This window comes from Vibrio sp. 10N.286.49.B3 (assembly GCF_002873395.1).
Taxonomy (GTDB): domain Bacteria; phylum Pseudomonadota; class Gammaproteobacteria; order Enterobacterales; family Vibrionaceae; genus Vibrio.
Map to the genome: position 1 here is coordinate 147,617 of NZ_MCUV01000024.1, position 13,800 is coordinate 161,416.

General features: G+C 37.0%; 15 protein-coding genes. 10 read left to right on the forward strand and 5 right to left on the reverse strand.

Translation table 11 applies throughout. From position 1 onward, the window contains the following. Nucleotides 1-68: 68 nt before the first annotated feature. Nucleotides 69-647, forward strand: a complete 579-nt coding sequence (locus BCU68_RS09245) for a malate synthase (protein ID WP_102564485.1) — start codon at nt 69-71, stop codon at nt 645-647. A 92-nt stretch (nt 648-739) separates the two neighbouring features. Here the strand turns inward: BCU68_RS09245 and BCU68_RS09250 are convergent, their stop codons facing one another. The 3 genes from BCU68_RS09250 to BCU68_RS09260 form a co-directional block, all read right to left on the reverse strand. Beyond that, entirely contained in the window at nt 740-1,756 is a 1,017-nt protein-coding gene (locus BCU68_RS09250) for a GGDEF domain-containing protein (protein ID WP_102564486.1), read from the reverse strand. Nucleotides 1,757-1,967: 211 nt separating this feature from the next. After that, nucleotides 1,968-2,180 carry a cold-shock protein gene (locus tag BCU68_RS09255; protein ID WP_004730009.1) on the reverse strand — a complete coding sequence of 71 codons (213 nt, stop codon included), beginning with the start codon at nt 2,178-2,180 and terminating at the stop codon, nt 1,968-1,970. Nucleotides 2,181-2,604: 424 nt separating this feature from the next. Continuing rightward, nucleotides 2,605-2,919, reverse strand: a complete 315-nt coding sequence (locus tag BCU68_RS09260; protein ID WP_102564487.1) for a DUF496 family protein — start codon at nt 2,917-2,919, stop codon at nt 2,605-2,607. 190 nt (nt 2,920-3,109) lie between these two features. On the opposite strand from BCU68_RS09260, the gene BCU68_RS09265 reads away from it, so the two are divergent. The 6 genes from BCU68_RS09265 to BCU68_RS09290 all read left to right on the forward strand — a co-directional run bounded on the left by BCU68_RS09265 (nt 3,110) and on the right by BCU68_RS09290 (nt 9,489). Continuing rightward, on the forward strand, nt 3,110-3,358 hold the full coding sequence (locus BCU68_RS09265; RefSeq protein ID WP_102564488.1) for a hypothetical protein: 249 nt from the start codon (nt 3,110-3,112) through the stop codon (nt 3,356-3,358). Nucleotides 3,359-3,413: 55 nt separating this feature from the next. Continuing rightward, nucleotides 3,414-4,064 carry a YceH family protein gene (locus tag BCU68_RS09270; RefSeq protein ID WP_102564489.1) on the forward strand — a complete coding sequence of 217 codons (651 nt, stop codon included), beginning with the start codon at nt 3,414-3,416 and terminating at the stop codon, nt 4,062-4,064. A gap of 3 nt (nt 4,065-4,067) precedes the next feature. Beyond that, nucleotides 4,068-4,385 carry a GIY-YIG nuclease family protein gene (locus tag BCU68_RS09275; RefSeq protein ID WP_102564490.1) on the forward strand — a complete coding sequence of 106 codons (318 nt, stop codon included), beginning with the start codon at nt 4,068-4,070 and terminating at the stop codon, nt 4,383-4,385. Between the two features lie 79 nt (nt 4,386-4,464). Further along, nucleotides 4,465-5,586 carry a conjugal transfer protein TraF gene (gene traF, locus BCU68_RS09280; RefSeq protein WP_241901326.1) on the forward strand — a complete coding sequence of 374 codons (1,122 nt, stop codon included), beginning with the start codon at nt 4,465-4,467 and terminating at the stop codon, nt 5,584-5,586. Nucleotides 5,587-5,812: 226 nt separating this feature from the next. Further along, a complete protein-coding gene (locus BCU68_RS09285) occupies nt 5,813-6,910 on the forward strand; it encodes an autoinducer 2-binding periplasmic protein LuxP (protein WP_102564492.1) in 1,098 nt (365 codons plus the stop codon). After that, nucleotides 6,910-9,489: a LuxQ periplasmic sensor domain-containing protein gene (locus tag BCU68_RS09290; RefSeq protein WP_102564493.1), complete on the forward strand. Its 2,580-nt coding sequence runs from the start codon at nt 6,910-6,912 to the stop codon at nt 9,487-9,489. Before BCU68_RS09285 ends, BCU68_RS09290 begins: the two co-directional genes overlap by 1 nt. Before the next feature lie 30 nt (nt 9,490-9,519). Here the strand turns inward: BCU68_RS09290 and BCU68_RS09295 are convergent, their stop codons facing one another. After that, a complete protein-coding gene (locus BCU68_RS09295) occupies nt 9,520-9,837 on the reverse strand; it encodes a cysteine-rich CWC family protein (protein ID WP_102564494.1) in 318 nt (105 codons plus the stop codon). Between the two features lie 122 nt (nt 9,838-9,959). Here BCU68_RS09295 and yegD point away from each other — a divergent pair, with 122 nt between their 5' ends. Next, the gene (gene yegD, locus BCU68_RS09300) at nt 9,960-11,318 is read left to right on the forward strand and encodes a molecular chaperone (protein WP_102564495.1); all 1,359 of its coding nucleotides are present in this window, start codon (nt 9,960-9,962) and stop codon (nt 11,316-11,318) included. A 36-nt stretch (nt 11,319-11,354) separates the two neighbouring features. Here the strand turns inward: yegD and BCU68_RS09305 are convergent, their stop codons facing one another. Further along, nucleotides 11,355-11,999, reverse strand: a complete 645-nt coding sequence (locus BCU68_RS09305) for a D-Ala-D-Ala carboxypeptidase family metallohydrolase (protein WP_102564496.1) — start codon at nt 11,997-11,999, stop codon at nt 11,355-11,357. A 181-nt stretch (nt 12,000-12,180) separates the two neighbouring features. Between BCU68_RS09305 and BCU68_RS09310 the strand changes: the two genes are divergently transcribed. Both BCU68_RS09310 and BCU68_RS09315 read left to right on the forward strand, forming a co-directional pair. Continuing rightward, nucleotides 12,181-13,347 carry a GGDEF domain-containing protein gene (locus BCU68_RS09310; RefSeq protein WP_102564497.1) on the forward strand — a complete coding sequence of 389 codons (1,167 nt, stop codon included), beginning with the start codon at nt 12,181-12,183 and terminating at the stop codon, nt 13,345-13,347. A 169-nt stretch (nt 13,348-13,516) separates the two neighbouring features. Continuing rightward, nucleotides 13,517-13,777, forward strand: coding sequence for a DNA polymerase III subunit epsilon (locus BCU68_RS09315; RefSeq protein ID WP_102564498.1), 261 nt, complete (start codon nt 13,517-13,519; stop codon nt 13,775-13,777). Nucleotides 13,778-13,800: the final 23 nt, after the last annotated feature.

The following is a 13,800-nucleotide window of genomic DNA, read 5'->3' on the forward strand; positions in this document are numbered from 1 at the left end:
TTATCTCTTAGTTCGTTATGCTAAACAATTGATTATTTGTAAATAAAATATGGTAAAAGGGAAAGACTATGAATATGCTAACAATCGATAAAACTGAAATACAACAACAAAATAACCTATTTATCGCTGAAGCTGTCTTTGCCGTCGAGGCCATCAGCACTAACGAACAGTCAGAAAAGCAGAGAAAAGCAAAACAGTTACTGGATCAACTTTTCCCACTAGAAAATGGTTCTCATCAAGATGTGACTAGCTATGTAATTGACTACAATCATCTTCTTGCATATTTTAAAGGTGGGCAACATAGTGGCTTGAAGTTTCCAAAGCACTTTGTTGCGTATACAGGACAAAAATCACAACCAGATGCTATGCTATTAAAGGATGCAACAGGCAGTCACTTAGAAGTTATTTTGGCAGCAGGTCAGGGAACGGGTCATATTGAATTGATGGATATTGAGGATATTCAATTGGAAACTTGTACCACTTTTGATCAAAATTCAGCAGATCTAGCCTGTTCGGCAATACGTCATTGGATTAGCTTGATTAAAAGCGATGGCCGAGGAAAGCCGCTTGCTTGCAGTGAGGATCGTGAGTATATGTCAAAAAGTGGGCAGGATTACCACTTGATGCATTGTTATACCTATCGATAATTGAGCGAGAAGTAAACAATGCATTTGATAGGTACTACACCTTTAGCAACTCATAGCATTGTTTACTTTCATTAACGATATTAGCTCAACATTTATAAAGGCATAACTCGGTTTCGACCTAAATTTTTTGCACTATATAATGCTTTATCAGCACGCTCTATTAATTGTTCAGGTGAATCATTATCTCTTCGTTCAGCAACACCAAAAGAGGCCGTGATACGGTTGATTTGTTCACCCGTTCGGCGATCTTTGATATTCATTTTTTCGATTGTTCTACGATTCGCTTCTGCAAATTGACGGGCAATTCGTAAATTATGCTGCGGAATAATAATAGCAAACTCCTCACCACCAAACCGATAAAGTGTTATCGCATCTCGACAGTTTTCTTGCAGCCTTTTGGCAAGGCGCTTAATAATCGTATCACCAAATAAATGACCGTATTGGTCGTTAAAGCCTTTGAAGTGATCGATATCGACCAGAATTAAACACATTGCTTGGTTGTTGCTACAAAGTGCTAGCATATCTTTATCAAAAGCACGACGGTTATAAATTTTCGATAGACTATCGATCAGTGATTCTTTTTCAACCGCGGAGAGTTGAGCTTGTAAGCTTTCGATTTCAGAACTCGCATTATGCAGTTGTGATTTAAGGTAGAGTGTTGAATTTTGTATATCTTTAGACTCAGAAATCAGCTGTCGTACAATTTCAGTGGTTTCATTTAAATTTAAGCTTTTTTCATCTATCTGATCTAAATATGAAAAATAGTGAGATATCGCATTTGAAAAAGCCGTTGTATCTTCCATCGCATCATTCATAGATTGAGCGACCTCAGTGACTAATGCTTCCATGTTTGTTCTGACTTCATTAAGTGCGATATCATTCTTTTTCGCTACGTGACGCTCATAGAGGCGCTCATTGATAGCGGGAGGACAGACATCATAATGCTTAAGGATCTGATCCATTTCTGTGTTTAATTCAGGTAAAGCCTCATTCACATAGGCGTACCATAGTGCATAGTTCGCTGGAGTGACAGGAACTTGATTTTTAATCATTAATGGGATGGCTTTTTTAAGGTTCAGTGCCGCTTTTTGAATGTCACTTTTACTCATGAAGGAAGGTACCAAAGTTAATAGGCTAAGCTATATAGGAGTGCTCAAAACGATATAATGAGTGGGTAGGGTAGCTGATTTTAATACTAATTACTTAATATTTAGCAAGTAAGTTGATTTTAAATAAAAAATAAGCAGCATATCAAATTATAGAAACAAAAAAGCACCGATAAAAATCAGTGCTTAAGAATATTTTAAGTCTTTAACTTAATTACTGAGCAACAACGTTAGCTGCTTGTAGGCCTTTTTGACCATTTTCAACTTCGAAAGAAACCTTTTGGCCTTCTTTTAAAGTTTTGAAACCTTCAGATGCGATTGCACGGAAGTGTACGAATACGTCAGCACCGCCGTTATCTTGAGAAATGAAACCGAAACCTTTCTCTTCGTTAAACCACTTAACAGTACCAGTATTTGTATTAGACATAATTTGTCCCTTATTGAAATTCTTTAAAGTAAAGCGCTGATAATGTGAATTATTTAATATTGCTAAGAAATAAGGAAAAACTCAATACCGAACTTGTAGCGGTCTTATGTGTTAATTTTACTTTCATCTAATTTAAATAACTCCGTTTAGCAGAGCAAAGGCATAGTAACATAGTCATCAGCGTTGTACAGTGCCATCTCATAGTTACGTGGACAATCACTACTATGAATAACTCCACCCAAAAAAGGTAGTAGATGTTCGCTATAAAGTCAATGGAATGAGGTTTATTCGAGGGTATTTGTAAGGATTTGCTGATATAAACAGTATTTAATACTGCATTTGATACTTGGTGAGATAAAGCCAAATAAAGGTATATTTGGCTTATCCACTTATACTCAATGCCTACAGGTTGGCATTGATAATATTACTTTTTGCCTTGAGTTTGCTTATCTGCTTCGGTTAACTCACGGATACGACGGCTGATATCGCGGCGTGCCTTTGAGATTTCAGCACTTTTAATGATGTGATCATCAACACGATCTTCATAATCTGCTTTCATATTTTTAATAATGATTAACATTTCATCTTGTGTCATATCAGCTTTAGTATAATCTAAAAGGTTGTCTAAAAGATCGACACGTTTACGGTTGTCACGAACTTTTTTTTCATTATCAATAAGTTCGCGCTTAAGTTTGTTTTTTTTGCGTGCTTGGTTAACGATTTCAAATACACTAGTCATAACTTACCTTTATTAAAAATTACTGGATACCTAGCAGTGATTAAAGCACATCATATAAATTCATAACAGCATTAAGATCAAAATCATCACATGGTCGATTAAAAAAAGAACACTCGCATCACCGAGGGATTGTACCCTTAATTAATATCACTATATGATAGAGAAAATCGTCTATTCATACAAAGGTACAATGAAATTGAAGCATGATAATGAGGATGATCTCGCTCTTATAATGGTAGATAGAGAAGCACTTTTAAGCAAAGAGGAAACGAGTCATGTACCTGATAGTGAAAATATTGGGCAAGATAAGATTCGTCAAGCTTATAAAAAGGCGAGTATGCACATGCAACTTCTCTCTATTGAGATCAGTCGACCGAAAATCATGATGTTAGATGAGCATGGTAATCTAACGCCATTGACTTTATTTTCAGAGCATTAGGTCGTGCTAAAATAGAAACTCACTTGCAATAAAGTAAAATAACAAGGAAGAGAATATGACTATTGAATTATCCGCATTAGAAGCACGTATTATTGGCTGTTTAATTGAAAAAGAAGTCACCACGCCAGATCACTACCCATTAAGCTTAAATAGTTTAACAAATGCCTGTAATCAAAAAAGTAATCGCGAACCTGTTATGGCGCTATCAGAATCTGATGTCTTAGATACTGTTGAAGGTTTGATCTCTCGTCGCCTTGTGAGTGATGAAAGTGGCTTTAATAGCCGAGTAAGCAAATATCAGCACCGTTTTTGTAATACCGAATTTGGTGATTTGCAGTTTACCGATCAAGAGCGTGCCATTATTTGTTGTATGCTACTCAGAGGAGCGCAAACACCTGGTGAGTTACGCACGAGAACAAATCGATTAGCGACTTTTGCTGATGTCAAAGAAGTTGAAAGCGTACTAGAAAACTTAGCAGTACGTAGTGCAGGTGAGTTAGTGATTAAGCTACCGAAAGAGTCAGGCAAAAGAGATTGTCGCTATCAGCACCTTTTATCAGGGCAAGTTGATATTGAAGCTTATGCTGTACCACCGAGTATTGTTTCTGCAACGAAAGATGAGCAGATAGCGAGCCTGGAACAAGATGTCGCTTCATTAAGAGAAGAAGTTGCAGAATTACGAACTTTAATTGAATCTGTTTTGTAATTAATGAGTAGCCATAATCTCTCAACGATAACAACTTGTTCTGATTGGTATATTTATTTCATACGGACACGTTATGACACCCTTTATTGTGGTATCACAACGGACTTGTCCCGCCGTTTCAAGCAGCATGAATCGGGGAAAGGGGCAAAAGCTTTGCGTGGAAAGGGCCCTCTATCTTTGGTTTGGAGCCAAAAGCTAAGTAATCACAGCGAAGCTCTTAAATGTGAGATTGCTGCAAAAAAGTTATCTAAAAAGAAGAAAGAATTGATAGTTAGTTCACAAAAAAAGATTTTCCTCTCGGATAGTCAGTTGCACTTATAGAATTTTTCTTTGCTCATCACCTAGTTTGTAATAATCTTCATGCGCATTCAGTACTTATAGTAATTAAAGGATTAATAGTATGAATTTTATGACAAAAACTGCCGTTTCAGTCGCGGTTGGTTTATGTTCAAGTAGTGTCTTTGCAGCTCATGTAGTTGCTGATGCTCGTGGTAATGCGATGGGTAATACGGGTGTTGCATCGGCAAACTATCTCACTGCGCCATTTTATAATCCTGCTCTGGGTTCAAGCTTTCGTGATCATGATAATTTTGGTCTTTTGCTCCCAGCCGTAGGTGTTAACGCCTCTGATCAAGATGATGTTATTTCTACTATTGATGATTTAGATGATGCTATCGATAACAACAATTCGACAGATGTACATAAACTGCTTGATAAGCTAGACGGGAGTCAGCCACTTAATGTTACAGCCGGTTTAGGTATTGCGATTGCTCTCCCTACACATGCAGTCTCAACCAATTTTTTTGCACGTGGTTATGTAGAAGTCATGTCGCAAGTTAACGTTGATAACAGTTCTAATGCAGAGGATCGCTATGATAACTCTGAAGTGGATACTAAAGCATTTGGATACTCAGAGTATGGGGTGTCCTTTTCAAAAGCCTTTGTTATAGCGAATCAAGATGTTTCATTCGGTATTTCACCAAAATATCAGCAAATGAAAACTTATACTAAAATGACTACGCTAGAAGATTTTGATTTCGATGACTATGAAGAGTCGGAAAATAGTGCTGGTGCCTTTAACTTTGACCTTGGTGCCGTGTGGTATAGAAATAATTTCCGTGCAGCGTTAGCCATCAAAGATGTACTTGCTCAAGAAATAGAACTTAAAAACAACCAAGGGACTGTGTTAGATACCTATGAGCTGAACCCGCAAGCAACCATCGGCTTAGCTTATACCAATCGATTCTTTACTGCTGCTTTTGATGCCGATCTAACTAAGCAAACGCGCTTTAAGAGTATGGATGATGATACCCAGTTTGTTCGTGTTGGCTTAGAGGGAAATGCTTGGGGTTGGGCTCAGCTACGAGCGGGCTATGAAATCGACCTGCAAGATACTCTTGATAACTCACTGACCGCTGGTGTTGGCCTCAGCCCGTGGGATGTTGTTCACCTTGATATTGCTGCTTCGTATGCTGGTGAAAATCAATTTGGTGCTGCAGCTAATTTATATCTCACGTTCTAAATGAGAAATTAGCATAAATAGATAAGTGATAAGCCATCCATTGTGATGGCTTTTTCGTATCTGATTAGAAGTACGTGATACCTTGTGAGTTTTTTTGTATTAATACTTCACCATTTCTACCAATTTGATCCAAGTTGCCACATAATTAACACTGCACTAGCGGTACAGCTAGGCATTGGCTAGTAAAAAATGAACCAAAGTAGTTCATAGTAGAGATGATATTTTAATGAAACAATTTTTAGCGCTTATCTTGATCGCAGGCTTTTCCCTGCCTGCGATTTCACAATCAACACACGTATTACATGGCTTTTGGGGTTACCAAGAGTTTTTAGATGCACACCCTGAGCAGAAAATACTAACAGATGCATTGAGACAACAGGTATTAGGCTCGCCACAATTATTAACCACACAGCAGACTCGTCCTGTGACTATATCGGTAGTCTATCCTGGTCAACAAATCTCAGATTATTGGGGTAGAAATATTAAAGCCTTTGAAAAAAGATTAGATGAGTTGGGTATAAATTATCAAATTAATCAGGTTTTTACACGACCAAACCTAGATGCAAGGCAGCAGAGTCTGTCACTGATGGAAGCGATAAAAAATAAAACTGATTACTTAATTTTCACGATGGATAGTATTCGTCATCGTAAATTTATTGAACATGTTATTAGCTCGACAGAGACAAAACTTATCCTACAGAACATTACGACGCCTGTTCGCTCTTGGGATTTAAGACCTCCATTTATGTATATTGGCTTTGATCATGTTGTTGGTACAAGAATGTTAGCGGATTACTTTAGCGAAACGTTTCCACAGAAGACGAAATACTCTGTGCTGTATTTTTCAGAAGGCTATATTAGCGATATGCGCGGAGACACGTTTATTAAGTTTATGAACCATAACGATAACTACGATTTGCGCTCTGCTTTTTATACCAAAGCCAATGAAGAAAGTGGCTATAAAGCAGCGCTAGCGAGTATCAAGAAAACACCAGAGTTGGATTTTATTTATGCTTGCTCAACCGATGTAGCGATTGGGGCGGTTAAAGCTTTAAAAGAGTTAAATCGAGACGATATTAGAATTAATGGTTGGGGTGGGGGGTCGGCAGAACTCGAAGCCATAGAAAATGGTGAGCTTGATGTAACCGTAATGAGAATGAATGACAACGCTGGTATCGCAATGGCAGAAGGTATAAAACTCGACTTGGAAGGTAAAGCGGTACCGACTGTTTATTCAGGAGGTTTTAAATTGGTAACATCTAGTGATTCTCAAGATAGAATTGATCAACTGAAAGCAGAAGCATTTCGTTATTCGGATAAATAATGACAGTGAAGTATAAAGCTGAACCAATTAAGCGTCGCTCATTAGCTTATTTAATTACCAGAATGATGATTTTAGTTATCATTGTACTGACATCAAGTATTTTGGCACAAAGCTATCAGCAAAGCAGCCGAATCATTAATCAAGAAGTTGAGCGTACATTACAGCAGACTTCCAGTTTAATACAGACTCTATTTGATTATAAGCTGGCAGCATTACAAATAAACCAAGACAGTAATGCTAAAAACGATATGATATTAAAGTTTTTAAAGGATAAAAATAAAGATAAGCTAGATGACTTTATTTTTAGTCTTGATCAAAAAGCATCCAATCAGGTGCCGGACTTACGCTTTATCGGTCAAGATAATCGTATTATCTGGGGTGACAGCAATGCTAATTTTTATGGTTTAGCTTCAGAAGACATTAAGGCACTATCAGAAGAAGTGAAGTTTGGCAGTAACTGGCATTTTATCAAGTTAGATAGCGCCTTAGGGCAAAGGCATATTCTTGCTAGGCGATCCCCTGTTATTGATCCTGAATCAGGAGAAGTATTAGGTTATTTATATATAGCCACCATTCTAGATGATAACTTTCTATTAGTTAATATGCTTAAAAAGGGCAGTAATAGTGAGAATGTTATTATTGAAAGTGAGAATAAATCTATTGCTAATACATTAACTGGCAATGAAAATTATAGCCTTTCAGAGTTGGTTGAGATAGATCACACGAATCTAGTGAATAATCCGATATTAAGTGTAACTCAGTTGAGAATCAATGAAGTTGAAGCCCCTATTATTGTTATGGCCATTCAATCTGATGAGAATTTGATTAAGTTTAAGAAAACGCATCTGTTAAATTTAATATTGCTTTTTTCGGTTATAATTGTCGCATTCATTTTTATCCGTAAGTGGGTGCATGAGAGGATATTTACAGAGTTAGAGTATTTAATGACTTATACGCTATCTATAAAAGATGGGAAAGACTCATTAATATTTAAAGGGGCTGATATATCTGAGTTTGACCACATCGGTCGAACGCTTGAAGGCACCTTTTCTCGCTTGCTTGATCAAGAAAAGTCATTTGAAAATTTATTTAATTTTTCATCATCACCGATAATGCTATGGTCTACATCAGGACTACTCATTAAAATGAACCCATCGGCTCGAGAGAAATTGATGGATTTTGATAGTAAAAACTTATTACATGGTGCTGATTTTATTAAATTTAAATACCATCTAATGCAGTATGTAAAAATGATAGAACCTGGTGATAGATTGACGGGTATTAATATAGAGATAGGTAATGAAACTTATCAGTGGAATTTATCATCATTAAAAGTAGAGAATGGTCCTGCGAGTGTTATTGTTCAAGGTCAGGATATTACTGCACTAATAGAAGCTGAAAAACAAAATAATTTAGCTCGTCAAGAAGCTGAAAAATCGGCACAAACGAGAGCTGAGTTTTTAGCCAAAATGAGTCATGAAATACGTACGCCACTTAATGGTATTATTGGTATATCTCAGCTATTACAACATTCAGCGATAACGGAAGAGCAAAAAAAACAAATCAATGTATTATATAATAGTGGTGAACATTTATTATCAGTGTTAAATGATGTGCTTGATTTTTCCAAAATAGAGCAAGGTAAGTTTAATATTAACGTTCATGAGTTTTACTTTTCAGAGTTAGTTGATCTTATCGTTCAAATATATAACCCGTTATGCTCCGCTAAAAAAGTGGATTTGATAGTTAAAAACGAACTTCCTAGTAATATGAAGATACTTACCGATCAGACTCGCCTTAATCAAATTATGTTTAACTTATTGAGTAATGCAATAAAGTTTACTAGTGAAGGACATATTATTATTAGCTTTAAATTTAGCCCTAATAATGACGATGTAGGAAATATACTGTCTATTACTGTTGAAGATACAGGGATTGGAATTAGTTCGGATAAAATTGAGGCGATGTTTGATCCCTTCGTTCAGGCTGAGCCGATTACAACTCGTGAGTATGGTGGGACTGGGTTAGGTTTAACTATAGTTAAAAATTTAGTCGAGATGCTCAGTGGTGATATTCAAGTCCATAGTAAGAAAGGGCAGGGGTCAACCTTTTTAATTAACTTGCCCGTTGAAAAGCCTAATAGGAAGGTGACAAGCAAGAATGTGCCGCTGTCATTTGACTTACAACCGCCACTCTTCACTCAACCTGTAAGCGTTCTCTTGGTTGAAGATAACCATACAAACGCTTATATCACACAAGCATTTTGTCGTAAATATGCGATGGAAATTAAATGGGTAACCGATGGTTTTAAAGCGCTGGATAGTTTAAAAGAGGAAACGTTTGATCTTATTTTAATGGATAACCAACTGCCTGGCTTGAGTGGCATAGAGGCAACAAAAGTTATTCGAAATGAAATGAAGCTTACAACGCCGATTTATGCGTGTACTGCTGATGCAATGGAGGAGACGAGAAAGTCCTTTATACAGGCGGGGGCTGACTACGTCTTAATTAAGCCGCTAAAAGAAGAAAATTTGCATACTGCTTTAATACACTACAAGCAGATGACAGAGATAAACTAGCATTATAGTGAGCTAGCTTTTACCTTGTCTTTAATGATTATGCTGCTCTAAGCAGGAGCGGCATAAACATAAATTTGCTTGTTTTATATCCGCGGGAAGATCTTCCGTTGACCTCTTATCCAACTCAAAACACCAACAAGTTTCCTTCCCTGCACTGATATCACATTGGGCATTACTATGGCATTGAGGACATTGGTGGGTTGTATTCTCACCATTTAGTGCTGCCATAATTAAGCTTCTTTGCTCGTCGCTGTATGATGCCCAGCCGATAATTTCATTGACCGTTCGATGACAGCCAGAGCAAATTCCGCCATTATTTTTACACACGCCGATACAAGGTGAACGCATGGTCATTTCCCTACATTTATAGACTTAAATGATGAATTTAGCAGCTTTCAATATGAAAACAAGGTGTAATTTTGTGAGCTATTAGGATAGGATTGCAGGCTTTTTTACTTCTTGAGGTTATTATGTATATTGGTTTTGATTATGGAACGGCAAACTGCTCAGTAGCAAGTATCGTTGATGGAGAGCCTAAACTATTACCATTGGAGCATGATAACCAATATATTCCTTCTACGCTTGCAGCTCCAACCCGAGAGTCGGTATCAGAGCTATTATTCAGACACTACAAAATCAAGCCCACAGATGTGGTTGGCGAGCAAGTGTTGCGTCGAGCCGTGGCATTAAATCGAGATGAAGGATTAGACGACCTATCGATTGCTGATATGAGCTTTGGTCAAACCGCACTCGATCAATATTTGGCTGATCCTAGAGATACCTACTACGTAAAATCACCAAAATCTTTTTTAGGTGCAAGTGGCTTACACGATGTTCAAATTAGCTTCTTTGAAGATTTAGTCTGCGCCATGATGGTAAATATCAAGCACCAAGCAGAGCAGTCAACTCAACAATATATCACTCAAGCGGTTATCGGTCGCCCTGTTAACTTTCATGGTCGTGGTGGTGAGGTAGCTAACCAACAAGCTGAGAAAATTTTGACTCAGGCTGCAAAAAGAGCAGGTTATAAAAATATTGAATTTCAATTTGAACCTGTCGCCGCTGGTCTAGAGTATGAAAGCACTCTTCAAGAAGACAAAACGATTCTAGTGGTTGATATTGGTGGTGGTACAACCGACTGCTCTTTAATTGATATGGGACCAACTTGGCGTAATAAATCGGACCGTAGTCAAAGTTTATTAGCACATAGTGGTCAGCGTGTTGGTGGTAATGATCTTGATATTTATCTTGCTTTCAAACAATTAATGATTCCATTTGGCATGGGAAGTCAGTCAATTGCAGGCTTAGATATGCCGTTAACTCAGTTTTGGAACCCAATCGCAATCAATGATATCGAAGCACAAAAATCGTTTTATAGTCAGCAAAATTTAGCAGCTTTAAAACTATTACGTAAAGAAGCACAATCCCCTGAAAAGCTAGATAGACTTTTATCGGTATACCAAGAAACACTAGGCTATAGCATTGTTAGAAAGGCGGAAGAGGCGAAAATAGCACTGGCAAAAGATGACCAATATCGAGTAGCCATGAATCTGCTTTCTGATGTGATAGAAGTCGATATAGATATGCAGCAAATGGTTGAAGCGATAGCAACACCGAAAAATAAAATGGTTAACTTAGTTCAAGAAGCCATTTTACAATCGGATAAAAAAGCGGATGCTATCTTTATGACGGGTGGTTCAGCACGTTCACCTATCTTAAGGCAAGCCGTACAGTCTCAACTTCCAAATACACCAATAGTTAGTGGCAACTACTTTGGTTCTGTTACTGCAGGGCTTGCTCGTTGGGCCGATATTTGTTTTAAAGGTTAGCGGAAGGGCGCGTTACTTACTTTTTGATAAGTAAAATTACCACTGACGAAAGCCGCACGTATCAATATGAAAACGGACGCCAGAGTATAAGCCAAGACCGACATTATATTTTTTACCAACCGTATTGAAAATATGTAACAGTTTTTCATGCAATACCGTGCGGTCAATTGAGTCTTTAGGAACCACATCTAAAGCACAAAAGGAGAGGTGTTTACTCTGCGAAGCACCTCCTGCCTCTTGATTATATTCAGCCGTTCGTTCTCCAGAGACAGGTATCACTAAGCCTATTTCTGGCTCAATATAAGTCTGTATAAAGCGAATTGTATTGATCATCTTTGGTATGTTCTTATCATCGGGAAGAGTGAATAAGGTACTTTTCGTATGCGTCCAGTCTGTTCCTTGTAAAAGCACTAAATACAGAGGCATTGTTTCTTTAATACCAGCTGCTAAAAATTGCTCTTTAATTTCTATCAACCTTTTTTCATTTTTATTCAGTAAAGCCCACCCTTTGAACGCGACTAGGCTTGGCACTTTATAGCCTTGTATATCGACAATAAGATCCTCATAGGTTAAAGACCATGGGTCGGTATATAAGGGTTCAAGTTCATCCGATGCCAGTGAAGCAGTACTAGTGATGCTCACAATGAATGCATAGATGATAATGATGAGCTTATTGTTCATAGTATCCCTTTTGAATGTAAATGATTATCAATCTAGCATAGTGCAAAAAAACGACACTGTCCTTTTCGACTGCTAAACTAGTTATATAATCATCAGCAGATGTAACGATTGTTGTAGCTGTTTAAAACAGATAAGACGTAAGTACTTTTGTTTCTTCAAAATGCATTAATGGAGTGATAGATTGATACAATACCGTAATATTAACTATTCAATAAAAAGCCATATTAGGCAGTTTCACTATCGAGCTGAAAAAAGTAATACTTATAAAATCCAGGTAGGTGTATTGGCACTTGCCGTCGCCTCTATGCTACTAGGTTCTACTATTTTCCTATGGTCTGATAATAGTATTATTTTGGATATGGACCATGAAGTTCAAGCTATTCAAAAATTTTTGCATTACATTTTACCTAGTCTCTGTGCCTTAACTTTTCTTGTAGTTTCTTTAGGGGAAGTAAGTGAGTCGAAAAACTATGTTTGTTTATTTATTTTAGCTAGCGGTCTTGCTGTCATACATGCAACGACCTTAAGGGCAGAGTTAACACTGCATCCAATTAGTTTCATTTCTATTTCTTTAGTAGCAAAAGTCATGATTCTTACACCAATAAAAACATGGTTTATTGTGAGCTTTTATATCTTGTTCGCTATAGCAACAGTTTATACTTTACATGTGAGTGTGGAGTTTCACATGAAGGCGGTTTTATCCATTATTTGTATTTATATATGGCTACTGTATTTGGGAATAGATCACTACCACTCTAGAAAGAACACATTTCTCTATCAGCATAAGCTTTGGAAAGAGAACCAGCAAATAGCAATACAAGGATTAGATGCACAGTCAAAGAATAGCCATTTAAGTGAAGTAGCAAATCGAGACAGTTTGACAGGATTGTTTAATCGGTATCATTTTAAAAAATGTTTTAATCATGAACTTGGACGCTTGGCTCGAACCCAATCACCATTGAGCTTGCTTATCATCGATATTGATTACTTTAAATTAATAAATGATAATAAAGGTCACCAGGTTGGTGATGAGTATTTAATTAAAGTGTCAGATATTTTAAGAAATTGTATACGGCGTGATACTGATATTATTGCCCGTTATGGTGGAGAAGAGTTTATTGTATTACTACCTGATACAGACCATTTAGGATTAACAACTTTAAGTCAAGGTATCCTAGATGCAATAAGAGAGCAAAAAATACCTCACCCGATAACGCCTTTTTTAACCGTAAGTATTGGTGGAATTACTACCTTAGATCATGACGTAGATTTGATAAAACTTGCTGATGATAATTTATACCATGTAAAAAATAATGGTCGAAACGCTTATTCTATTTCTCAGGTATAGCTAGCGTGTCGATCATTTCATCTTGATTGATTTAAAAATAGCGAAGGCAAGGATAGTGTTCTAATTTATGTTAAAATAGCTTATCAGCGATATGAATGTGCAGTACATCTCATTTGTTTTACTGAGCATAGTGAAACCCTAACATGATTAATTAATGAGGATATGAGATATGAGCAAATTAACTGCTGTAGAGCGTAAAGCACGTGATGATGAACGTTTTTCACAGCGTGTGACTGAGCGTAGAGAAAAAGGTGAAGATGTTATTGCTTATGCACTAGCAACTAAAAAAGCAGTGAAGTTCTTAACTAAATCAGAAAAGAAAGAACTGCAAGCACGAAAAATTGCTCGTCAGGAAGAAATCAGACTTAAAGAACAAGAAGAATTAGCGAAAATTGAAGCAACATTTATTACGCCTGACGGTCAGGAATAAATAATTATCCTCTGTCTAAGTTG